Genomic DNA, 24319 nt, shown 5'->3' with positions numbered 1-24319 from the left:
GGGAAACTCGGGAGCGCACACTCCACACGGCTCGAAAGTAGGAAAGATGGCCAAGAAGTCCGGCGACGTTCGCCCGAAGATCACGCTCGCCTGCACCGAGTGCAAGGAGCGCAACTACATCACCAAGAAGAACCGCCGTAACAATCCTGATCGCATGGAGATGGCGAAGTTCTGCCCGCGCTGCCACAAGCACACCGCGCATCGCGAGACCCGCTGACGTCGGGTTTTCAATCCAAGAACCTTTGACGAGGGGTCACCTGAGGGTGGCTCCTCGTCTTTTCGCTCGTTCTTAAGGGTTCTGTGGCGTCGGAGGTCTGGGATAGCCTGAACGACATGCCGATCAGTCCTGATGACGTCGGGCGCACGTATCCGACGACAGACCCTTACCTCGTTACCGCGGAGAAGATCCGGGAGCTCGCCACCGCCTTGGGTGACACTGCTCCGGCCTACCGGGGTGACGACCCCATTGCTCCACCCACATTTGCCATGGTGTTGGCGTCCCGGGCGTGGGAGGCACTGTTCGACGACGAGCAGCTTGGCCTCCAGCTGGAGCACATGATTCACACCGATCAGTCCTTCAACTGGATCCGTCCTCTCCACAAGGGTGACGAGGTCACCTCGACCTTGAGGATCACCTCGGTTCGTACCCGGGGCAACACCGACATCATCGGTATCGACGTCTCCTTGGACCATGTCAATGGCGAGCATCTCGGCAACGCCACCTCGACCTTGTGGCATACCCGTCCGGAGGCGAATGCATGAGCGCGCAGCTGACGGAAGGTCAGACATTCGGGCCGCGAGCCATCGGTGTCACCCGGACCACCTTGGTCCGCTATGCCGGTGCGTCAGGGGACTTCAATCCGATCCACCACAGCGACCGTGCTGCCCGGGAGGCCGGCATGGACGGCGTCATTGCCCACGGCATGTGGACGATGGGGGCGGCCCTGGGTGCCGTCATCGAGTGGGTCGGGGGGCCTGAGCAAGTACTGTCCCAGAGAGCTCGCTTCACTCGCCCGGTGCTCGTCCCCGACACCAAGGAGGGGGCGTCCATCGAGGTCGCCGCCACGGTTCGCAGGGTTGTTGATGACACCGCGATCCTTGGCGTCGACGTCAAGTGCGGCGGACAGTCCGTTCTCGGACGAGTTGAGGTCGTCATCAAGCAGGGGGAGCAGTGAGTACCACTGTCATCGGCCCCTACGAGGACGACGACCCCACCGAGGCATGCAGCACCATCCATCACGAGGCGATGGGCGCGACGACCACCCTCATCGGAGGGGACGACGTCCCGCTCGCCCCGCTCACGACGTTCAAAGTGGGTGGCCCGGCCCGTCATCTCGTCATCGCCACGACCAATGACGAGCTCCTGCAAACCGTCCGCGACTGCGATCGACGCGGCGAGCCCTGTCTTGTGCTCGGAGGCGGTTCCAACGTCCTCGTCGGCGACGATGGATTCGACGGCACCGTCGTGCGTGTCGCGACCTCGGGACTGTCCGCCGAGGTGTCTTCATGCGGTGGTGCTCTGGTGACGGTTGCCGCCGGTCAGGTTTGGGACGACTTCGTCGTCCACGCCATCGAGCAGGAGTGGATCGGCCCGGAGTTCCTCTCCGGCATACCTGGTCTCGTCGGCTCGACGCCGATCCAGAATGTCGGCGCCTATGGCGTGGAGGTCTGCGAGTTCATCGCCCGGGTGCGTACCTGGGACCGTGTCGATGACACCCAGCGCACCTTCACCGCGGACCAGTGCGGCTTCGGCTACCGCTCCAGCCGGTTCAAGGCCGAACCAGACCGCTATGTCGTCCTGGACGTCACCATGCAGTTCAACCTCGGTACTCGGTCGCTCCCGGTGCGCTATGCCGAGCTGGCGCGTCGTCTGGGGGTCGAGTCAGGAGAGAGGGCCAACACCTCCGAGGTCCGCGAGACCGTCCTGGAGGTGCGTGGTGGCAAGGGCATGGTCCTCAACCTTGATGACCACGACACCTGGAGTGCGGGGTCCTTCTTCACCAACCCGTTGGTGGCTCCCGACGAGGTTCCGGAGGCTGCACCCGCTTTTGTCCAGCCTGATGGTCGTGTGAAGACCAGCGCCGCATGGCTCATCGACCACGCCGGATACGGCAAGGGGTTCATGGTGGCCGAGGACTCCCCGGCTAGCCTGTCGACCAAGCACGTGCTGGCCCTGACCAACCGCGGCAGCGCCAGCTCCGACGACCTCACTGCTCTGGCGCGCACCATCATCGAGGGAGTTCGCGACGCGTACGGCATCACCTTGGTGCCTGAACCACGCCTCGTCGGTTGCGCCATCTGAGGTCGATGGAACTCGTCCAGACCGACGACCCTCCAACCTCGTATGGCCGGGTGTGGAGGGTCGCCTGTCATTGTGGCGGACCCAGGGGCCATAATTGGCCTATGCTGACCCCGCTGACCGACTTGTCCCCCGATGACCTGTCCGCCCTGCACGAGCAGCTGAGCGATGAGCATGCCGAGCTCGTCGCCCGTGGTGTCTCTCTCAACATCACCCGCGGCAAGCCTTCCCCGGCACAGCTTGACCTCAACGCGGACCTGCTGACGATTGATATCCCTTCCCACGCCGAGGACGGCCAGGATGTCCGCAACTACGGAGGCAACCGCGGACTCACCGAGATTCGCCGTATCTTCGGTGAACTGCTGGGGGTCGACGTCGATCACATCATCGCTGCCGACAACTCCAGCCTGTCGATCATGCACGATCTCGCGATGTTCGCCTTCGTCCATGGCATCGCGGGTGAGAAGCCGTGGTTCGGCCAGAACGTCAAGTTCATCGCCCCGGTCCCCGGCTACGACCGCCACTTCGCCATCTGCGAGCACCTCGGTATCGAGATGATCCCGGTGGAACTGGGGGAGCACGGCCCTGACGTCGACGAGGTGGCCAAACTGGCCGCCGACCCGTCCGTCAAGGGCATGTGGGTGGTGCCGATGTACGCCAACCCGAACGGCGTCGTCTACGACGAGGAGACCGTTCGTGCCCTGGTGTCCATGCCTGCCGCCCCTGATTTCCGTATGTGGTGGGACAATGCCTACGCCCTGCATCACCTGACCGACACCGAGCGTCCACCGCTGCCAGTGCTGCAGTGGGCCGAGGAGGCTGGTAACCCTGACCGCGTCTTCGAGCTCGCCTCGACCTCCAAGATCACCTTCGCCGGCGACGGCATCTCCTTCCTGGCCTCCTCGAAGGCCAACCTGGACTGGTACCTGGGGCATGCGGGGATCCGCTCGATCGGCCCTGACAAGGTCAATCAGTTGCGTCACGCGAAGTACCTGGGTGACGCCGAGGGTGTTCGCAAGCTCATGCGTGCCCACCGCGAGATCCTCGCCCCGAAGTTCGCCCTCGTCGACGAGATCCTCACCAGCCGCCTCGGCGGTCGTGGGGTCGCCACGTGGACCCATCCGACCGGCGGTTACTTCATCACCCTCGACGTCATGGATGGCACGGCTTCTCGCGTGGTAGCCCTGGCCAAGGAAGCCGGCATTGCCCTCACCCCGGCCGGGGCGTCTCACCCGCTGCACGATGACCCGCACGATCGCACCATCCGTCTGGCGCCGTCCTTCCCTAGCATGGGCGAGCTGCGAGAGGCCATGGAAGGTGTCTCGACCTGCGTCCTGCTGGCAGCCGCTGAGAAGCTTTTCGCCAGCTGAGAGAGGCCTTTCTGCAATTCGGCGAAACCCCGTATGCTGGCCTCGCACGCGCGAGAAGTGTGTGGGGCCGTTGGCGTTGCGTATCCTGAAGGCCTACTGGTCCGCTGAGTTTCAGCAGGAGGGGGCATACCCGTGGCTCACGACGACGGACTCAATCTGTTCGACGACCCGGACGATTTCGAGGGCGAGAACGGCGTCGACCCTGACGCCAGCGAGGCACCTCGTCGTGGACTCCCCGCCGGGGGTGCTGAGCCGACTGCCGGACGGCGCGGTTATGACCCGGACGAGGAGGACGCCACCGTCGATGAGCTTCTCGAGGAGCACTCTGACGACGATGATGAGGACCGTGCGGCATCGGCAACGGCGGCCAGACGCAAGCGTCGTTGGCCGAAGGTCTTCCTCGTCATCGTCCTGGCGCTGCTGCTCATCGTCGTCGGCATCATCGCCTACTACCTGCGGTCGATCAATGTTGGTATGAACAACGTCAATCGCGCCCCGGTGGCGGTTCAGGGCACTCGTCCGCCGTCGGTCGAGACCGGTGCACAGACCTTCGTCCTCGTCGGGTCGGACTCCCGCGGATGGGATCGTGGCCGTTCTGACACCCTCATGGTTGCCTACCTGCCCGCCGATCGCGAGAAGCTCTACCTCATCAGCTTCCTGCGTGACATGTGGGTGACGATCCCGGCCAATGACGTCGTCAAGAAGGATTCCAAGGCCAAGATCAACGCTGCCTACTCGTGGGGTGGCATGCCTCTGACGATCAAGGTGTTGGAGGAGCTGACGAACGTCAAGATGGACCACGGTGTCGTCATCGACTTCAATGGGTTCAAACAGCTCAGCAGGGACCTCGGCGGCATCCAGGTCTACAACTCGCAGGAATTTGACAGCCTCGGTCACCACTTCGACAAGGGCAGCGTCACCCTTGAGGGCGACGCGGCCTTTGCCTACGTCCACGAACGCAAGAGTCTCACACATGGTGACGTGGACCGTGCAGCGAACGAGCGCGCCGTCCTCACCGCGATGATCGACAAGATCTTTTCGATGGACACGCTGACGAACCCGAAGAAGTTCTCCCAGGTGGTCTCCGACGTCGGCTCGACGATGACGGTCGACGATGCGCTCACCAACAAGGAGGTGCGCAAGCTGGCCACCAGCCTCAAGTTCGACTCCGGGGCTGGCATCGTCTCCGTGCAGGCCCCGATCAAGGGTTACGGCAAGTCAAAGGACGGGCAGCAGTACGACATCGTCGACGAGGCCGGTATGCAGGAGTTGGCACAAGCGATGCGGACTGACACCATGGACCAGTACGCGGCCAGACACCCTGCGTGATGGATGACCGGCGGGGAGTTTTGGAGAGGACCTGCGAGTCTGATTCGACGTGAGACCGAATCCTCTCCTATACTCCCTGTGCTGGCGTTGCCCACCAGGCAGCGCCGAAGGGCACTAGCTCAATTGGCAGAGCAGCGGTCTCCAAAACCGCAGGTTGGGGGTTCAAGTCCCTCGTGCCCTGCGAGACGCATGTGCGGGGCGTATCCCTGGTGCGCAGCCGTGGCGAAGTCCTGGTCCACGGCACCAACCGTCAGGCAGGACCCGAAGGAACAGCGTGACCGACGAGAAGCGAAACCTCAGTGACGGAGACGATCCTTCCGTCGAGGGCGAGCTGTCTCCGAGGGGGGAGGATCTTGCATCCCGCAACCTTACGGAGGCGCAGGAGTACGACGTCGTCGATCCCGAGGCTGAGGAGTTGACGACTCCTGACGATGTCGTCGACAAGACTCCTGACAAGGCCGACCCCGAAGACATGGTGGTCGACGATCCCGAGCAGCTCGAGGAAGCCGAGAAGGCTGCAGTTTCCGCTCGTTCCAGCCGTCCGGTTCGCAAGAAGGACGCCGCTGGCAAGCCAGCTCGACATGGCAAGCCGGTGCGCAAGGGTGCCAAGGAAGCTGACGCCGTGGACGGGAAGCCCGCAGCTGCTTCTGCTGCCAAGCCTGCTGGCCCTAGGCCGAAGCGCGAGTTGACCAAGGCTCCCGTCCGCAAGCAGAGCAGCAAGCAGAAGGCTGCCGAACAGGGCAGCCATCGCACCGGCCCGGTGACCTTCACGAAACAGTCGGTTGCCGAACTGCGCAAGGTCAAGTGGCCCACCGGCGACGAGCTGGGCCAGTACTTCCTCGTCGTCCTTGTTTTCGTTCTGCTCATCATCGCTTACGTCAGTGGCTTGGACGTCCTCTTCGGATGGATCATCATCAAGCTCTTTGGCAACTGACGATCACATTGGAGAATTGATCTGTGACTGACAGCCCCCATTTCAGCGAGAACGACGACGTCGAGATCAACCTCGACGTGTTAACCCCTGACGAGACCGAGAAGAAGGACGACCAGATCGACATTGACCTCGGAGATCTCGGCGAGGAGGACTCCGCCAAGGAGCCTGAGATTAACCTCGACTTCGGTGACGACAAGTCCGAGGAAGCCTCGGATGACGACATCGCCCGTAACCTCGGTATCGGCCAGGCTGCCGACGACGAGGAGAAGTCCGACGAGGACGAGCCAGCCGATGCCGGCAACCAGGACGCCGTCGACGCCGCCATTGAGGAGTTGCGCGACGAACTGTCCTCGAAGTTCGGCGAGTGGTACGTGCTGCACACCTACTCCGGCATGGAGAACAAGGTGAAGCAGAACCTCGACGCCCGCGTGCAGAACTTCAACATGGAGGACTACATCTTCGAGACGGTCGTCCCCACCGAAGAGGTCGTCGAGATCCGTAACGGCACCCGCCGCACGATCACCAGGGTGTACCTGCCCGGTTATGTGCTGGTGCGCATGGACCTGACCGACGACTCGTGGGGCATTGCGCGTCACACCCCGTCGGTGACCGGGTTCGTCGGTCAGTCGACCACCCCGATCCCACTGACCTTCGACGAGGTCGTCACGATGCTGACGCCGTCGGTCGTCGCCAAGGTCGCTCACGAGAACGCCGACAAGGCCCCCTCGCCCAAGGCCAAGCCGAAGGTCGAGGTCGCTGATTACGAGGTCGGCGAGTCGGTGCAGATCACCGATGGCCCCTTCGCCGGCGTCCCGGCCCAGATCACCGAGATCAACACCAACAACCAGCGTGTCAAGGCCTTGGTTGAGATCCTCGGACGTTCCACCCCGGTGGATCTCGAGTTCAACCAGATCGAGAAGATCTGAGAGTTTTTCGATTCTCTACGCGAGCCGGACCGTGATGGGTTCGGCTCGCGTCGTCTTTCGGCTGGCCGAGCACCGGTGTGATGCCTGCTGGTCATACCGTCGACCCCTTGATTTTGGACCCACCGGCCGAGTCGCTTAGACTTGATCGGTGCGTCTGTGTCCGGATGCTCGTCACGCCCGGACTCGCACTGGCGGTATCAACCGATGCCGTCACGACCGAAAGAAGGACCCATCAATGCCTGCTAAGAAGAAAGTAGCGGCTCTCGTCAAGGTCGCTCTCCAGGCTGGACAGGCCACCCCGGCCCCGCCAGTCGGTACCGCTCTTGGTCCCCATGGTGTCAACATCATGGAGTTCTGCAAGGCCTACAACGCTCAGACCGAGGGACAGCGCGGAAACGTCGTCCCGGTTGAGATCACCATCTACGAGGACCGCACCTTCAGCTTCGTCCTCAAGACCCCGCCGGCTGCTGAGCTCATCAAGAAGGCTGCCGGAATCAAGAAGGGCACCGAGAACCCGCTCACCCACAAGGTCGGCAAGATCACCAAGGATCAGGCCCGCGAGATCGCCGAGACCAAGATGCCTGACCTCAATGCCAACGACGTCGAGGCCGCCATGAAGATCGTGGCCGGCACCGCCCGCTCCATGGGCGTCGAGGTCGAGGCCTGAAGCTCACAACCCACAGACAGTTCTTGTGGAGGGGCACGCGCTGCCCTCACCACACCTGGTGAAAGGAACCAGACATGAAGCGCAGTAAGGCATATCGCGCAGCCGCTGAGAAGGTGAACTTCGACCAGCTCTACTCCCCGGAGGAGGGTCTGGCCATAGTCACATCCGGTGCGTCGGCCAAGTTCGACGAGACCGTCGACGTGGCCATCCGTCTCGGCGTCGACCCCAAGAAGGCCGACCAGATGGTTCGCGGTACCGTCAACCTTCCCAACGGCACTGGCAAGACGGCACGGGTCCTCGTCTTCGCCACCGGTGAGAAGGCCGAGGCCGCCCGTGCTGCGGGCGCCGACGAGGTCGGTGACGACGACCTCATCGCGAAGGTCCAGGGCGGATACCTGGACTTCGACTCCGTGGTCGCCACCCCGGACATGATGGGCAAGGTCGGTCGTCTGGGCCGCGTCCTCGGTCCCCGCGGCCTGATGCCGAACCCCAAGACCGGCACCGTCACCATGGACGTTGCCAAGGCCGTCTCTGACATCAAGGGTGGCAAGATCGAGTTCCGTACCGATCGTTACGCCAACCTCCACTTCCTCATCGGGAAGGTGTCCTTCGGACCGGAGAGGCTGGCTGAGAACTACTACGCCGCTCTCGACGAGATCCTGCGTCTCAAGCCGAACTCCGCCAAGGGTCGTTACCTGCGCAAGGTGACCGTCTCCTCGACGATGGGTCCGGGCGTGCAGATCGATCCTGCCTCCGCTCGCGTCGCTGAGTGACGAACTGACTGACGACGGCCCCTGCAGCCATGGTGCTGCGGGGGCCGTTCTGTGATGTCAGGGGGCGGGGTCACGCAAAGGACCAGATGCGGACAACAACTGCACCAACTCCGTCTTCGGGGCTGTGCCTGGTACTCCGGCGTCCGTGACCTGGACGAGGCCTTCCCCCGCACGGCATGGGTGATGCCGAGAGTGGTCGGCCCGTGTCGCTGGGGCGGGCAACGGGGGCCTTCCGCTCAATTTGGTCCACCGCTCTCCGTCAGTTATACTGTGCAAGTTGCCGTAGACCGCTGGCCGGGTTTCCCGCCAAGCACCCGGAGTGACGGATGGCCCGCGCAGGTGAACGCCGAGATGCTTTGCTACCCCGTCGTGCGCCTGTGCCCCGGGGTTTTCTTTTGTCCTCCCTGCGGCTCCGGTGCTGACAGCCCAGCTGCCAGCATGACGTACGAGAAGTGGGAAGGAGACCCAATGGCTAGGCCTGACAAGGTCGCCGCGGTCGCTGAGCTGAAGGAGAAGTTCTCCTCGGCCGACGCCACCGTGCTGACCGAGTACCGCGGTCTCTCCGTGTCGGCGCTCAAGGATCTGCGCCGTTCACTGGGGAGTGACGCCACCTATGCCGTTGCGAAGAACACCCTGACCCGCATTGCCGCCAAGGAGGCGGGTATCGAGGGACTTGACGAGCAGCTCGTCGGCCCCACCGCCCTCGCCTTCATCAACGGTGACGTGGCCTCCGTGGCTAAGGGTTTGAAGAACTTCGCAAAGGACAACCCGCTCCTGGTCATCAAGGGCGGCGTGATGGACGGCAACGTCCTCGACGCCGACCAGGTCAAGAAGCTTGCCGATCTCGAGTCCCGTGAGGTCCTCCTCGCCAAGCTCGCCGGTGGCCTCAAGGCCAACCTCACGAAGGCCGCTGTGGTCTTCAACGCCCTGCCGTCCAAGGCCGCCCGCGGCCTCGGCGCCCTGCAGGAGAAGGCTGCTGCTGATCCGTCCGTGATCGGTGGAGCTGGAGAGGCTTCCGACCAGGAGCCCAAGACAACCGAGACCCCTGAGGCGTCCGCCGCCCAGGACAACACCAACGAGTGAAAGGACGCCCATCATGGCGAAGCTCAGCAACGAAGAGCTCCTTGACGCTTTCAAGGAGATGACCCTCATCGAGCTCTCCGAGTTCGTGAAGCAGTTCGAGGAGACCTTCGACGTCTCCGCTGCCGCCCCCGTGGCTGTCGCCGCTGCTGCCGGTGCTCCGGCTGCCGGTGGCGAGGCCGCTGCCACTGAGGACGAGAAGGACGAGTTCGACGTCATCCTCGAGTCGGCCGGCGACAAGAAGATCCAGGTCATCAAGGAGGTCCGTGGCCTCACCAGCCTGGGTCTGAAGGACGCCAAGGACCTCGTCGAGGGCGCTCCGAAGCCCGTCCTCGAGAAGGCCAAGAAGGAAGACGCCGAGAAGGCCAAGGAGGCTCTCGAGGCCGCCGGTGCCACCGTCACCCTCAAGTGACCCGGTGAGGGTCGCCCGAAGTGGCGACTGAAAAACTTTGCGCCGCCCCCCTTGTGGGGCGGCGCAATCGTATTTTAGTCTTCTCCCTGACCGAGATGGGATGTATTCCCAACAAGCTGACCGATGCTCCGGCTCAGGGAGCTTCGGTGATGTCTATAAGCGATGGCGGGACAATGCGAAAGACCATTATTGGAGGGCTTGCTACAGAGCTGTCCTGGCGATGAGCGCAGCAGTGATACCGATGGCTCAAGCCAGCGAGCCTCCGGTTATCGGCAGCGAGCCCATGAGGATGGTGCCGTCTGGGGCGATGCCGTGCAATCCGGCCGGAGCACCGGTCGAAGTGGCCAGGACCGGGACCATATCGACGCAGGGGCAGGTGCTTCCGGCATGCGCTGGGGGCGGGTCGGTTGTTTTGCCCATGCGATTGGTGGTCCCTGGCAAAGTTAATCGAGTAGACGTTGGTAAGTTCTCGGTCAAGGTTAAGGGGCGGACAGCTTACCAAGAGCCCAAGAAGCAGTACTGGATTGACAAGGACACCGCTGGCCACGGTGGCAGCGCGTGGAACGTCAAAGAGGGTGATCCACGTGGTAAGTCTGACCTCGTGGTGTCTGTTACCGCGAGCGGTGTTCCACTACGCGGGAAAATGATCGCGATTGCGGGGTGACGTCATGACCGGGACAAGGATTGAGCAATGGCCTTGGGCTGGTGGCCCTGAGGTCGACTGGCTGCGCGGGTCTGGCGTCTGTGGGGCTGATCCCATTGGGGTGGTCACTGCTGGTGGCCGAGATCTTGTCGTCCTTGGCCCGCTGGACGACTGGCGGTCCAGCGACGGAAATCTGGGCTGTGGGGGAGTCCTGCTGGGTGGGGAAGGGCCGATCCTCGTCGTGTGGGACAGATCCGGTGTGCGGGTCCTACCGTCCGGGTGCCCGGCCCTGCCGTGGCTGGTCGTCGAACCCGAGGGGGAGCTCGCGGAGATACTGGCAGCCCTCATCCGTGCCGTGCCGAGTCAGTGGTGCCAGGAGTCCTCCGAGGACCTGCCCGAGAGTCAGGGTTCGGTCACCCTTCCCGAGGATCCCGAGTGGGCCGGTGCCCATCTACCGATCCCGGTTCCGCAAGGAGCCCCGGCAGAATACCTGCTGGTCGTCGGTCGTCGAGGCGGCAGTGTCGTCATGCGCGAATGTGCTGGCATCTGTGATGACTGGTGGCAGGACCCCGCTGATCTGGAGGCCGTCGACTGCGTTCCCGAGGGGATTGGCCTACCGGAGGGTTGGAATGGTGTGACCTTGGGTCGGACCCACGTCGGCCATCCCACCCTCGTCACCGAGGACGTGGCTGGGGCCAAGATCTTGTGTGGGGAAGTGGCCGGTGATCCGGTGGCTGAGATCGTCAACGGCCAGTTGCGTCGCCTCCGTGCCCCGGCGCTACCAACCTGTGCACTGCTCACCGTCAGGTCCACCGCTGAGGGCCGGGCACAACTGGACCCCGGTGCGACCCTCATCGTCACTGACGCCGAAATCCTTGCTGGGTGGGGAAGTACGGCTCGTCCTCATCGCTCCTTGCATCATCTCAGTGCGGAGGGTGACCACCTCGTCATCATCGACCATGGCCCATTGCTGCCGGCACATCGCCCGGCTGACCGGGCCCAGGAGTACCACAGTGCCACCGTGGTACGCCGCGAAAGAGGGGACGCACCGATCACAACGACCCTGTGGTGGGCTCCGGGCGACGACACACCCCGCCAGGTCGGGAATAACTGTTTGGCTGGTCATGTGATCGAAGGGTGGTATCACCCGTTCGTCGGAACGCCGGTCGATCCGTTGCTCCTCGGGCTGTGGCGAGAACTCGTCGGGTGAGCCCCTCGTCTTCCTCCGATGGTTGGGTCGCCCTGATTGTGGTTGCATTATTTGTGATAATGTCGTAGACTCATTCTTTGCACCATAGCCAGCGATCGCCCATGCTTGACATGGGCGGTTTGTCATGCCCCCAGGCCGGCCGACGGGTCGGTTGTAGGAGTTCTCGGAAGGACCGCACATTGGCCGCCACGCGCACTGCGTCGAAGAACACCAACGCCATTTCGCCCCAGTCGGGACGAATCTCATTCGCCAAGATTCACGAGCCGTTGGAGGTTCCCAACCTTCTCGACTTGCAGGTTGAGTCGTTCAACTGGCTTGTTGGCAACGAGATATGGCAGTCCCATGTGGACGCCGCCCTTGCAGAGGGGCGCACCGATATCAACACCAAGTCCGGCCTCGAGGAGATCTTTGAGGAGATCTCCCCGATCGAGGACTACTCCCAGACGATGTCCTTGTCTTTCCGGGATCACCGTTTCGAGGATCCCAAGCACAGCGTCGACGAGTGCAAGGATCGCGACACCACCTACGCGGCCCCGCTGTTCGTGACCGCGGAGTTCATGAATAACGAGACCGAGGAGATCAAGTCCCAGACGGTCTTCATCGGTGACTTCCCGCTCATGACCTCGAAGGGCACCTTCATCATCAACGGCACCGAGCGTGTCGTCGTCTCCCAGCTGGTGCGTTCCCCGGGTGTCTACTTCGAGAAGACCGCCGACAAGACCTCCGACAAGGATATCTTCACGTGCAAGGTGATTCCGTCGCGTGGCGCTTGGCTCGAGTTCGAGATCGACAAGCGCGACACCGTCGGAGTTCGTCTGGACCGTAAGCGCAAGCAGAACGTCACCGTTTTCCTCAAGGCCCTCGGCTGGACCGCTGACCGCATCCTCGAGGAGTTCGGCGACTACGAGTCGATCCGTCAGACCCTCGAGAAGGATCACGGCGTCGAGACTCAGGATCAGGCGCTGCTGGACATCTACAAGAAGCTGCGTCCTGGCGAGCCGCCGTCCCGTGACGCCGCCCAGCAGCTGCTCGAGAATTACTATTTCAACCCGAAGCGCTACGATCTGGCCAAGGTTGGTCGTTACAAGATCAACAAGAAGCTCGGTCTGTCCCTGCCGTTCGACCAACAGGTGCTGACGATCGACGACATTGTCGCGGCGATCCACTACGTGTGCGCCCTGCACGAGGGCACCGAAATGCTCCCGCGCGAGGGACGCGACGACATCGTCGTCGAGGCCGACGACATCGACCATTTCGGCAACCGCCGTCTGCGCACCGTCGGCGAGCTCATCCAGAATCAGCTGCGTACCGGTCTTGGTCGGATGGAGCGTGTCGTGCGTGACCGCATGACCACCCAGGACATCGAGGCCATCACCCCGCAGACCCTGATCAACATCCGCCCGGTGACAGCCGCGATCAAGGAATTCTTCGGAACCTCCCAGCTGTCGCAGTTCATGGACCAGAACAACCCGCTGGCCGAGATGACCCACAAGCGTCGTCTGTCGGCCCTGGGACCCGGCGGTCTGTCCCGTGACCGCGCCGGCATGGAGGTTCGAGACGTCCACCCGTCGCACTACGGTCGTATGTGCCCAATTGAGACCCCTGAGGGTCCGAACATCGGTCTGATTGGTTCGCTGGCCTCCTTCGCCCGCGTCAACGCCTTCGGCTTCATCGAGACCCCGTACCGTAAGGTCATCGACGGGCAGGTCACCGACCAGGTCGTCTACCTGACCGCGGACGAGGAGGATCGTCACGTCATCGCCCAGGCCAACGCCAAGGTCGATGACGACGGCCGTTTCGTCAACGATCGCGTCCTGGTGCGCCAGCGTCACGGCGAGGCCGACGAGGTCCCGAACTCCGAGGTCGACTACATGGACGTCTCTCCGCGCCAGATGGTGTCGGTGGCGTCCGCCCTCATCCCGTTCCTCGAGCACGACGATGCCTCCCGAGCCCTCATGGGCGCCAACATGCAGCGTCAGGCCGTGCCGCTGGTGCGTACCGAGGCTCCGTTCGTCGGAACCGGTATGGAGTACCGCTGTGCGGTTGACGTCGGTGACGTCACCCTCGCCGAGAAGGCAGGTTCGGTCCTGTCGGTGAGTGCTGACCTCATCGACATCGCCTGCGACGACGGCACCTACCAGACCTACAAGCTGGAGAAGTTCCGTCGCTCCAACGCCGGTACCTGTATCAACCAGCGTCCGCTGGTCACGGTGGGGCAGCGTGTCGAGGTCGGTACCCCGCTTGCTGACGGCCCGTCAACGGACAAGGGCGAGCTCGCCCTCGGCCGCAACATGCTGGCTGCCTTCATGCCGTGGCAGGGCCTCAACTACGAGGACGCCATCATCCTGTCCCAGCGCATCGTCTCCGACGACGTCCTCACCTCGATCCACATCGAGGAGCACGAGGTCGACGCCCGTGACACCAAGTTGGGCGCTGAGGAGATCACGCGGGACATCCCGAACGTCTCCGAGGACATGTTGGCTAACCTGGACGAGAACGGCATCGTGCGCATCGGAGCCGAGGTCGGTACCGGCGACATCCTCGTCGGCAAGGTCACCCCGAAGGGCGAGACCGAGCTGACTCCTGAGGAGCGTCTGCTGCGCGCCATCTTCGGTGAGAAGGCCCGCGAGGTCCGCGACACCTCCCTCAAGGTTCCCCACGGTGAGGAGGGCACCGTCATCGGCGTGCGCGTGTTTGACGCCGAGAACGGTGACGAGCTGGCCCCCGGAGTCAACCAGATGGTTCGCGTCTACGTCGCTCAGAAGCGCAAGATCTCGATCGGTGACAAGCTCGCCGGACGTCACGGTAACAAGGGTGTCATCTCGAAGATCCTGCCCGTCGAGGACATGCCGTTCCTGCCGGACGGCACCCCGGTTGACATCATCCTCAACCCACTGGGTGTGCCTTCCCGTATGAACGTCGGTCAGGTGCTCGAGATGCACCTCGGTTGGATCGCCCACTCCGGCTGGGACATCACCCAAGCCGAGGGCGACTGGGCCGAGCGTCTGCGCGAGGTCGGTCTCATCGACGTCCCCGAGGGATCCCGTCTGGCCACCCCGGTCTTCGACGGTGCCACGGAGGAGGAGATCACCGGTCTGTTGCAGTACGGTCACCCGACCCGCGACGGCGACATGCTCGTCGACGCCGACGGCAAGGCCACCCTCTTCGACGGTCGTACCGGCGACCCCTTCCCGTCCAAGGTGGGTGTCGGCTACATGTACATGCTGAAGCTGCACCACTTGGTCGACGACAAGATCCACGCCCGTTCCACCGGTCCGTACTCGATGATCACCCAGCAGCCCCTTGGTGGTAAGGCCCAGTTTGGTGGTCAGCGATTCGGCGAGATGGAGGTGTGGGCCATGGAGGCCTACGGCGCCGCCTGGGCGCTGCAGGAGCTGCTCACCATCAAGTCCGATGACGTTCCGGGCCGTGTCAAGGTCTACGAGGCGATCGTCAAGGGCGAGAGCATCCCGGAGCCGGGCATCCCCGAGTCCTTCAAGGTACTCGTCAAGGAGATGAAGTCGCTCTGCCTGAACGTGGAGGTGCTCAACTCGGAGGGCCAGGAGATCGATCTGCGCACCTCCGACGAGGACACCCGGTCCGGTCTGGGTATCGACATCGGGCGTCGCCCCGGTGCCGACAACGCCATGGCCGACTGACCTGCCCATTCTGCCGGGGCGACGACGTCGCCCCGGCCCCCTGAACACAGTCCGTTTGACGGGGGTGGGGACGGGCCCGGACAACCCGCCCCACACAGACACCCCGACTGGAACCCCTCCTGACGAGGAGGGGCTACCACCCACCCAGGTGGGGGAAAGAGAACAATCGTGCTGGACACCAACTACTACGACCGGTTGCAGATCGGCCTGGCCACGGCCGACCAGATCCGTGCGTGGAGCCACGGCGAGGTCAAGAAGCCCGAGACCATCAACTACCGCACCCTCAAGCCCGAGCGTGACGGCCTCTTCTGCGAGAAGATCTTCGGCCCGACCCGTGACTGGGAGTGCTACTGCGGCAAGTACAAGCGCGTCCGCTTCAAGGGCATCATCTGTGAGCGCTGTGGCGTCGAGGTGACCCGTTCCAACGTGCGTCGTGAGCGCATGGGACACATCGAGCTGGTCGCCCCGGTGACCCACATCTGGTACTTCAAGGGAGTTCCCTCCCGTCTGGGTTACCTGCTCGACATTGCCCCGAAGGACCTCGAGAAGGTCATCTACTTCGCGGCCTACATGATCACCGCCGTCGATGAGGAGGCTCGCCACCGCGACCTGCCGTCGTTGGAGGCCAAGGTGCAGACCGAGCGCTCCCGCATGGAGCAGCGTCGTGACTCCGAGCTGGAGGCCCGCCGGGTCAAGCTCGAGGAGGACATGGCTCAGCTCGAGGCCGACGGTGCCAAGGCTGACACCCGCCGCAAGGTCAAGGACGGCGCCGAGAAGGAGCTCAAGCACATTGAGACTCGGGCCCAGCGCCAGATCGATCGTCTCGACGCCGTGTGGGATCGCTTCAAGAACCTCAAGGTTCAGGACCTTGAGGGTGACGAGATCCTCTACCGCGAGATGAAGTCGCGCTTCGGCAAGTACTTCGAGGGTTCGATGGGCGCCGAGGCGATCAAGCGTCGTCTCCATGACTTCGACCTCGCCGCAGAGTCCGAGAAGCTGCGCGAGATCATCAAGACCGGCCGCGGCCAGAAGAAGACCCGCGCCCTCAAGCGCCTCAAGGTCGTGCAGGCCTTCCTCGAGTCCGGCAACTCGCCGGAGGGCATGGTCCTGGACTGCGTCCCGGTCATCCCGCCGGATCTGCGCCCGATGGTGCAGCTCGACGGTGGCCGCTTCGCCACCTCGGACCTGAACGACCTCTACCGTCGCGTCATCAACCGAAACAACCGCCTCAAGAGGCTGGTTGACCTCGGCGCCCCGGAGATCATCGTCAACAACGAGAAGCGCATGCTCCAGGAGTCCGTCGACTCGCTGTTCGACAACGGTCGCCGTGGGCGTCCGGTGAGTGGCCCGGGCAACCGTCCGCTCAAGTCGCTGTCCGACATGCTCAAGGGCAAGCAGGGTCGTTTCCGTCAGAACCTGCTCGGTAAGCGAGTCGATTACTCCGGCCGTTCGGTCATCGTCGTGGGCCCGCAGCTCAAGATGCACCAGTGCGGTCTGCCGAAGGCCATGGCCCTGGAACTGTTCAAGCCCTTCGTCATGAAGCGTCTGGCCGACCTCGAGCACGCCCAGAACGTCAAGTCCGCCAAGCGCATGGTCGAGCGTCAGCGTCCCGTGGTGTGGGACGTCCTCGAGGAGGTCATCAAGGAGCACCCGGTTCTGCTGAACCGTGCACCTACCCTGCACCGTCTGGGTATCCAGGCCTTCGAGCCCCAGCTCATCGAGGGCAAGGCCATCCAGCTTCACCCGCTTGTCTGCTCGGCCTTCAACGCTGACTTCGACGGTGACCAGATGGCTGTGCACCTGCCGCTGAGCCCTGAGGCCCAGGCCGAGGCCCGCGTCCTGATGCTGTCGACGAACAACATCCTCAAACCGGCTGACGGTCGCCCGGTCGCCCTGCCCTCGCACGAGATGATCATCGGCGCCTACTACCTGACGATGGCCCTTGACGGCCTCAAGGGTGAGGGACGTGCTTTCTCCTCGCTGGCCGAGGCAATCATGGCCCATGATCTCGGCGAGCTCGAGATCGGTGCCAAGATCAAGCTGCGTCTCAAGGGCGTCGTGCCGCCGCACGGCGAGACGGTTCGCGCTGACGGCTCCGTCATCCTCGACACCACCCTGGGACAGGCCCTGTTCAACGAGGTACTGCCGGACGACTACCCGTACGTCGACTACCTCGTCGGCAAGAAGCAGATTGGCAAGATCGTCAACGACCTCAGCGAGCGGATGACCCAGCTCGAGGTGGCCCACGTCCTCGACAACCTCAAGAACATCGGCTACAAGTGGGGTTCGCTGTCCGGCGTGACCGTCTCCATCGGCGACGTCCAGACCCCGCCGACCAAGCCGGAGATTCTGGCGGGGTACGAGGCTCGCGCCGCCAAGGTCGACCGAGAGTACGACCGTGGTGCCGTGACCGAGGAGGAGCGTCGTCAGGACCTCATCCAGATCTGGACCGAGGCCACTGCTGAGCTGACCTCCGCCATGGAGGCCAACTTCACCCAGACCAACCCGGTTCACATGATGGTCGACTCGGGCGCTCGAGGCAGTATGACCCAGATGCGTCAGATCGCAGCCATGCGCGGTCTGGTGGCTGACCCGAAGGGTGACATCATTCCTCGCCCGATCAAGTCCAACTTCCGCGAGGGCCTGACGGTTCTGGAGTACTTCATCTCCACTCACGGTGGTCGTAAGGGACAGGCTGACACCGCTCTGCGTACCGCTGACTCCGGTTACCTGACTCGTCGTCTGGTCGACGTGTCCCAGGACGTCATCGTCCGCGAGGAGGACTGTGGCACCACCCGTGGCATGCCCAAGACCATTGCTGTCGACGCCGGCAACGGCAACTTGGTGCGCGCCGAGGGGCTGGACACCGCGGTGTACGCCCGATGCCTGGCTGCCGACGCCCTCGACGCCAATGGCAATGTCGTGGTGGCGGCCAACTCCGATCTCGGTGAGGAGGAGATCTCCAAGCTCATCGCTGCTGGTATCTCGCAGATCAAGGTGCGTTCGGTGCTCACCTGCACTGCAGCCCAGGGCTGCTGCGCTCGTTGCTACGGACGTTCACTGTCGACCGGTCACCTGGTTGACGTCGGTGAGGCCGTCGGCATCATCGCTGCTCAGTCGATTGGTGAGCCTGGCACCCAGCTGACGATGCGTACCTTCCACACCGGTGGTGTCGCTGGTGACGACATCACCCAGGGTCTTCCCCGTGTCGTCGAGCTCTTCGAGGCCCGTAGCCCGAAGGGCAAGTCGCCGCTGGCCGAGGCCGCTGGTGTCATCCGCATCGACGAGTCCGACAACCGTCGCAAGCTCATCCTGGTACGTGACGACGGCGAGGAGGACGTGGAGTACGTGCTGCCGCGCCGTGCCCGTCTCGAGTTCGACCTCGACGGCACTCACCGTGTCATTCGTGACGGAGTGCGGGTTGCCGCAGGTGAGCAGCTCATGGGTGGCACCGCCGACCCGCAGGACGTCCTGCGCATCTCCGGTGTTCGCCGGGTGCAGGAGTACCTCGTCAAGGAGGTTCAGAAGGTCTACAACACCCAGGGCGCTGGCATCCACGAGAAGCACATCGAGATCGTCATTCGCCAGATGCTTCGCCGCATCACCGTCATCGAGTCCGGTGACACCCAGATGATGCCTGGAGAGCTGGTGGACCGTAACTCCTACGAAAACGCCAACCGCAAGGCTGTCGCCGAGGGTGGTCGCCCGGCTGAGGGTCGTCCGGTGCTCATGGGCATCACGAAGGCCTCGCTGGCCACCGAGTCCTGGCTGTCGGCTGCCTCCTTCCAGGAGACGACGAAGGTGCTCACCGATGCCGCCATCAACGGCAAGACGGACACCTTGGTCGGCCTCAAGGAGAACGTCATCCTCGGTAAGCTCATCCCGGCCGGAACGGGCCTGGAGGTCTACCGCAACATGAGGGTGGAGCCGACCGCGGAAGCCAAGGCTGCTGCGTTCACGATGAACTACGACCCGTTCGACTATGACTTCGGTTCGGGGTCGGGCGCGGCTGTTCCGCTCGACGATCTGGATCTGGGTGATTTGAGCTGAGGCTAGGACCCGGCTGCGAAAGCCTCTCCTCCCCACGTGGGGAGGAGAGGCTTTTGTATGAGGCCTGAATGTCGGTCAGGGTGCCGTTGTCCTTGACATCGGTGCTATTGATCTCGACTTTGTCGAGGTGACGGGGCTGGGGAGGATCTCTGCATGTTCATGCGGGGGATCGGCAAGCTGCGATCTCCGCTGGCAAGGCCGTCGTTTATGGACCTGTGACTGACACCTGGGTTGCCGGTGGTCAGCATGGTGGTCAGTCGGCGGGGGCGTCGAGGGGCCAGGCTGCTGCCAAGTTTACTGATCAGCCGTCTGGAGCGCAGGCCGGATCGGTGCGCCGTTCGGTGGTACTACGACGGACTGGCGAGGCGTGATTGGAGGCGTAGACTGCGGTGGTACGCCTGCTAAGGTGCTTGCTGTGTTACGAGGGGATAGCGGGATGAAGCGAACAGTTCTGACGGGGATGGTTGCAGCATGCTTGGGACTGGCCGTTTTCGTAGGGACGGCTCCGGGGGCAAGTGCGCACCAGGTTGCTCCCGTTCCCGTTCCGACATCCCGGGCCACTGCGGATGCCCGCCCGACTCATCGTGCATCGGTGCATGTGAGTGTCGGCGTCAGCCTGCCGACTCACCATCGCCGCATCGTGCCTCCGGAGATTCGTGGCGGCACCGTTTACCTGCCGGACGTCAGTGCTGGCCCCATCATCCTGCCGACCGTCAAGGGCGGGACGATCACCCTTCCCGACGTCAAGGGCGGCACCATCACCCTTCCCGACGTCAGTGGACGTCCCATCGTCCTGCCGAAGATTGAGGGTGGGACGGTGAGCATCCCGCCGATCGTCTTCCCCTCCATGCATGCCATGGGCAGCCTCCGCGTCAACGGAACGGTCAGGGGGCAGGTCAACGGCAAGGGCCATGGCAACTTCCTGGCTGCGGGCGGCGTGGGTGCTCCTGTGTCTCGCCCGGTAGCCCTTCCTCGAACGGGCGCCTGAGGAGCTGCGGACGCAGCGCTTTTCACCCGTGGAGTTTGACCTCCATGGGGTTTTGTGGCGCCCCTCCGGTGTGCCTCGTTGCAGCGTCGCTGAGTTTGACCCCCTGAAACCCGGGAGATACCCTGTTAACGCGTGTCCGGTTCGACCGGATACTTGTGCGTGCCCTGGCATGGCGACAAACGACCACTCGAGTTGCTGCGAGAAGGTCTGCCCGTGCGGAGTTCGCACGGCACTCCCAATCTGCAGCGAGGGGCAGCGGTGATCCCGACGCAGCGATGGAGGGGTGCACAGCCAGGGAATTCCGAACCCACCAGACGGAAAGAGATACCAGCCGGTGCCTACAATCCAGCAGCTGGTCCGCAAGGGCCGCACTGACAAGATCAGCAAGAACAACACGCCTGCCCTCAAGGGCTCGCCGCAGCGTCGTGGCGTGTGCACCCGTGTGTACACCACGACGCCGAAGAAGCCGAACTCGGCTCTGCGAAAGGTCGCCCGTGTGCGCCTGTCGTCGGGCATCGAGGTCACGGCCTACATTCCCGGTGTCGGACACAACCTCCAGGAGCACTCGATGGTGCTCGTGCGTGGCGGTCGTGTGAAGGACCTCCCGGGTGTGCGTTACAAGATCGTCCGCGGCTCCCTCGACACCCAGGGTGTCAAGGGCCGCAAGCAGGCCCGTAGCCGTTACGGTGCCAAGAAGGAGAAGTGATCCATGCCTCGTAAGGGACCCGCGCCGAAGCGCCCAGTGATGGTCGATCCCGTCTACGGATCTCCTCTCGTCTCCCAGCTCGTGAGCAAGATCCTTCTCGACGGTAAGAAGACTGTCGCCCAGAACATCGTTTACACCGCCCTCGAGGGTTGCCGCGCCAAGACCAACACCGATCCGGTGCAGACCCTCAAGCGCGCGCTCGACAACATCAAGCCCTCCCTGGAGGTCAAGTCCCGCCGTGTCGGCGGTGCCACCTATCAGGTGCCGGTCGAGGTCAAGCCCGCTCGCCAGACCACCCTGGCCATGCGTTGGCTGGTTGCCTTCTCCCGTGAGCGTCGTGAGAAGACCATGGCTGAGCGTCTCATGAACGAGATCCTCGATGCCTCCAACGGCCTCGGTGCTTCCGTGAAGCGCCGTGAGGACACCCACAAGATGGCTGAGGCCAACCGCGCCTTCGCCCACTACCGCTGGTGATTGTTGGCCCCCTTTCCGTCGGGAAGGGGGCACCATCACGTCCAGCCCAGAAAACCTCGCGGTTCACCGCAGGTTCATCTGCGTCGAGCATCATACGAAGACCACTAACTCCAAGATTCGAGGTCAAGAACAGTGGCCAAAATTGACCTGAGCAAGGTTCGCAACATCGGCATCATGGCCCACATCGATGCCGGCAAGACGACGACGACCGAGCGCATCCTCTACTACACCGGTAAGTCGTACAAGATCGGTGAGGTCCACGACGGTGCCGCCACCATGGACTGGATGGAGCAGGAGCAGGAGCGCGGCATCACCATTACCTCCGCCGCGACCACCACCTTCTGGCACGACACCCAGATCAACATCATTGACACCCCCGGACACGTGGACTTCACCGTTGAGGTGGAGCGCTCCCTGCGTGTTCTGGACGGTGCTGTCGCCGTGTTCGACGGTGTCGCCGGCGTCGAGCCGCAGTCAATGACTGTGTGGCGTCAGGCCGCCAAGTACGGCGTTCCGCGCATCTGCTACGTCAACAAGCTTGACCGCACCGGTGCTTCCTTCGATCACTGTGTGCAGACCATCAAGGATCGTCTGCACGCCATCCCGGTTCTGTTGCAGCTGCCGATCGGTGCCGAGGACAAGTTCATGGGCATCGTTGACCTCGTCGAGATGAACGCCAAGACCTGGCGTGGCGAGACTGAGCTCGGGGCTCATTATGAGACCGAGGAGATCCCGGCCGACATGAAGGACGAGGCGGAGGCCGCTCGTGCCGAGATGCTCGAGACCGTCGCCGAGAACGACGAGGAGTTCATGGAGCTCTACCTCGAGGATCCGGACTCGGTGACCATCGACCAGCTCAAGGCCGCCATTCGTCGCGGTGTGCTGGCTTCCGCCTTCACTGCAGTCACCTGTGGCACCTCGTTCAAAAACAAGGGTGTGCAGCCGCTGCTCGACGCCATCGTCGACTACCTGCCTTCCCCGCTCGACGTCCCGGCCATCTCCGGCTTCAAGCCTGGTGACGAGTCCGTCGAACTGCAGCGTCATCCCTCCGACGACGAGCCGCTGTCGATCCTGGCCTTCAAGATTGCCTCTGACCCGCACCTGGGCAAGCTGACCTTCGTGCGCGTCTACTCCGGCGTCATGCACGCTGGCGACCAGGTGCTCAACGGTACCAAGGGCAAGAAGGAGCGCATCGGCAAGATCTACCAGATGCACGCCAATAAGCGTGAGGAGATCGAGAGCATCGGTGCTGGCATGATCTGCGCCGTCATGGGCCTCAAGGACACCACCACTGGTGAGACTCTCTGCGACCCGAGCAACCCGATCATCCTTGAGTCGATGACCTTCCCGGCTCCCGTGATCGAGCAGGCCATCGAGCCGAAGTCGAAGGCCGATCAGGAGAAGCTGTCGAACGCCATTCAGCGTCTCGTCGAGGAGGATCCGACCTTCCGCGTCCACACCGACGAGGAGACCGGACAGACCATCGTCGCCGGTATGGGCGAGCTCCACCTGGACGTCTTCATCGACCGCATGAAGCGTGAGTTCCACGTGGAGGCCAATATCGGCAAGCCGCAGGTGGCCTACCGCGAGACCCTGCGCAAGCCGGTCGAGAAGTACGAGTACACGCACAAGAAGCAGACCGGTGGTTCTGGTCAGTTCGCCCGCGTCATCATCGCGATCGAGCCCCAGGAGCCTGGCTTCGGCTACGAGTTCGTCAACGCCGTTACCGGTGGTCGCGTCCCCAAGGAGTACATCCCATCGGTCGACGCTGGTGTCCAGGAGTCGATGCAGTTCGGTGTTCTCGCCGGCTACCCGGTCGAGGATGTCAAGGTCACCCTGCTCGACGGCGCCTACCACGAGGTCGATTCCTCCGAGATGGCCTTCAAGATCGCCGGTTCGATGGCCTTCAAGGAGGCCGCTCGCAAGGCGAGCCCGGGTCTGCTCGAGCCGCTGATGGCCGTTGAGGTGACCACCCCCGAGGACTACCTCGGTACTGTCATCGGCGACCTCAACTCCCGTCGTGGCCAGATCCAGGAAATGGTCGAGGAGCACGGAAACAAGGTCGTGCGCGCCCTGGTCCCGCTGTCCGAGATGTTCGGATACGTCGGTGACCTTCGCTCGAAGACCTCCGGACAGGCGACTTACTCGATGGAGTTCGACTCCTACGGAGAGTGCCCGTCCACCGTTGCTGACGAGATCATCGCCGCGGCCAACGGAGGCAAGTAAGCTCACTTTGCATGAACGTTTTGGCTCGGCTCCACAATGTGGGGCCGGGCCAAAACGTTATGAAAGCCCAAACAAGGCATACACATGTAATCACCTGTCTCAGATAGGGCTATACTTTTGCCGGAATTTGACATTGCGAACCGGGGATTGACGAATTCAAATCCCCTGTCATGAACTAAGGGGACCTCCATGGCGGATGAATCCGGTCACGGCGAGGAACAACACGATCAGCTTTCTGCCAGTAACCAATCCAACAACGCCTACGATTCCATTGATCCTTCGCAGACGGTGATCCGTCCAGCGTCGACGCCGACGCCGCAACCACCCTCGGGGCCGGAGATTCTCGCTGATGGTCGCAGCACTGGTCCGGCAGACCAGCCCGGGCGTCCTGACGGGGGCTTCGGACAGCTTGCTGCGGGTCCGGCGAGCGTGGTCGGAGAGCCTCAGAAACAGCCTCAGACGATGCCGCCGAATCCGCCACTCCCGAATCAGCTTCACCAGTCTGGGGGATTCCCGGGCCCTCAGGGAGGGCCCCGCTTTGATCAGCCCAATGGCCCTCGACCAGGCTGGAGG

At 63.3% G+C, this 24319-nt stretch carries 19 protein-coding genes and 1 tRNA gene; all 20 read left to right on the top strand.

What is annotated here, in order from left to right:
• Positions 1–46: 46 nt before the first annotated feature.
• Positions 47–217: a 50S ribosomal protein L33 gene (gene rpmG / locus ACP8LP_RS09635; RefSeq protein WP_004809087.1), complete on the top strand. Its 171-nt coding sequence runs from the start codon at positions 47–49 to the stop codon at positions 215–217.
• A gap of 116 nt (positions 218–333) precedes the next feature.
• Positions 334–762: an FAS1-like dehydratase domain-containing protein gene (locus ACP8LP_RS09630; protein WP_036975495.1), complete on the top strand. Its 429-nt coding sequence runs from the start codon at positions 334–336 to the stop codon at positions 760–762.
• On the top strand, positions 759–1175 hold the full coding sequence (locus ACP8LP_RS09625) for a MaoC/PaaZ C-terminal domain-containing protein (RefSeq protein WP_016666132.1): 417 nt from the start codon (positions 759–761) through the stop codon (positions 1173–1175). Before ACP8LP_RS09630 ends, ACP8LP_RS09625 begins: the two co-directional genes overlap by 4 nt.
• A complete protein-coding gene (locus ACP8LP_RS09620; RefSeq protein ID WP_016666131.1) occupies positions 1172–2302 on the top strand; it encodes a UDP-N-acetylmuramate dehydrogenase in 1131 nt (376 codons plus the stop codon). The genes ACP8LP_RS09625 and ACP8LP_RS09620 overlap by 4 nt, the downstream gene beginning before the upstream one ends.
• Positions 2303–2403: 101 nt before the next feature.
• Positions 2404–3669, top strand: coding sequence for an aspartate aminotransferase type Ic (locus ACP8LP_RS09615; protein ID WP_016666130.1), 1266 nt, complete (start codon positions 2404–2406; stop codon positions 3667–3669).
• A gap of 132 nt (positions 3670–3801) precedes the next feature.
• Entirely contained in the window at positions 3802–4998 is a 1197-nt protein-coding gene (locus tag ACP8LP_RS09610) for an LCP family protein (protein ID WP_016666129.1), read from the top strand.
• Between the two features lie 108 nt (positions 4999–5106).
• Positions 5107–5179, top strand: a tRNA-Trp gene (locus ACP8LP_RS09605).
• A 93-nt stretch (positions 5180–5272) separates the two neighbouring features.
• Complete coding sequence (gene secE / locus ACP8LP_RS09600; RefSeq protein ID WP_016666128.1) at positions 5273–5932, top strand: preprotein translocase subunit SecE; 660 nt, start codon at positions 5273–5275, stop codon at positions 5930–5932.
• Positions 5933–5955: 23 nt separating this feature from the next.
• Positions 5956–6858, top strand: a complete 903-nt coding sequence (nusG, locus tag ACP8LP_RS09595) for a transcription termination/antitermination protein NusG (RefSeq protein ID WP_016666127.1) — start codon at positions 5956–5958, stop codon at positions 6856–6858.
• Positions 6859–7093: 235 nt separating this feature from the next.
• A complete protein-coding gene (gene rplK / locus ACP8LP_RS09590) occupies positions 7094–7525 on the top strand; it encodes a 50S ribosomal protein L11 (RefSeq protein WP_016666126.1) in 432 nt (143 codons plus the stop codon).
• A gap of 74 nt (positions 7526–7599) precedes the next feature.
• Positions 7600–8298, top strand: a complete 699-nt coding sequence (rplA, locus tag ACP8LP_RS09585; protein ID WP_063280054.1) for a 50S ribosomal protein L1 — start codon at positions 7600–7602, stop codon at positions 8296–8298.
• 468 nt (positions 8299–8766) lie between these two features.
• Positions 8767–9381, top strand: a complete 615-nt coding sequence (gene rplJ / locus ACP8LP_RS09580; protein WP_015582149.1) for a 50S ribosomal protein L10 — start codon at positions 8767–8769, stop codon at positions 9379–9381.
• A gap of 13 nt (positions 9382–9394) precedes the next feature.
• Complete coding sequence (gene rplL, locus ACP8LP_RS09575) at positions 9395–9790, top strand: 50S ribosomal protein L7/L12 (protein ID WP_016666124.1); 396 nt, start codon at positions 9395–9397, stop codon at positions 9788–9790.
• Positions 9791–10458: 668 nt separating this feature from the next.
• Entirely contained in the window at positions 10459–11643 is a 1185-nt protein-coding gene (locus ACP8LP_RS09570; protein ID WP_016666122.1) for a hypothetical protein, read from the top strand.
• 179 nt (positions 11644–11822) lie between these two features.
• Entirely contained in the window at positions 11823–15302 is a 3480-nt protein-coding gene (gene rpoB, locus ACP8LP_RS09565; RefSeq protein ID WP_147612072.1) for a DNA-directed RNA polymerase subunit beta, read from the top strand.
• A 168-nt stretch (positions 15303–15470) separates the two neighbouring features.
• Complete coding sequence (locus ACP8LP_RS09560) at positions 15471–19352, top strand: DNA-directed RNA polymerase subunit beta' (RefSeq protein ID WP_016666120.1); 3882 nt, start codon at positions 15471–15473, stop codon at positions 19350–19352.
• Between the two features lie 436 nt (positions 19353–19788).
• Positions 19789–20340 carry a hypothetical protein gene (locus ACP8LP_RS09555; protein WP_016666119.1) on the top strand — a complete coding sequence of 184 codons (552 nt, stop codon included), beginning with the start codon at positions 19789–19791 and terminating at the stop codon, positions 20338–20340.
• Positions 20341–20674: 334 nt separating this feature from the next.
• Positions 20675–21046 carry a 30S ribosomal protein S12 gene (gene rpsL, locus ACP8LP_RS09550; RefSeq protein WP_004809066.1) on the top strand — a complete coding sequence of 124 codons (372 nt, stop codon included), beginning with the start codon at positions 20675–20677 and terminating at the stop codon, positions 21044–21046.
• Positions 21047–21049: 3 nt separating this feature from the next.
• The gene (gene rpsG, locus ACP8LP_RS09545) at positions 21050–21520 is read left to right on the top strand and encodes a 30S ribosomal protein S7 (protein ID WP_004809065.1); all 471 of its coding nucleotides are present in this window, start codon (positions 21050–21052) and stop codon (positions 21518–21520) included.
• Positions 21521–21652: 132 nt separating this feature from the next.
• Complete coding sequence (gene fusA, locus ACP8LP_RS09540) at positions 21653–23746, top strand: elongation factor G (RefSeq protein ID WP_484483123.1); 2094 nt, start codon at positions 21653–21655, stop codon at positions 23744–23746.
• Positions 23747–24319: the final 573 nt, after the last annotated feature.

It is taken from the genome of Cutibacterium sp. LaCa_89, assembly GCF_058177555.1.
Note: the sequence above shows the minus strand (reverse complement) of the source record. Positions and strands in the feature narration are given on the sequence as shown.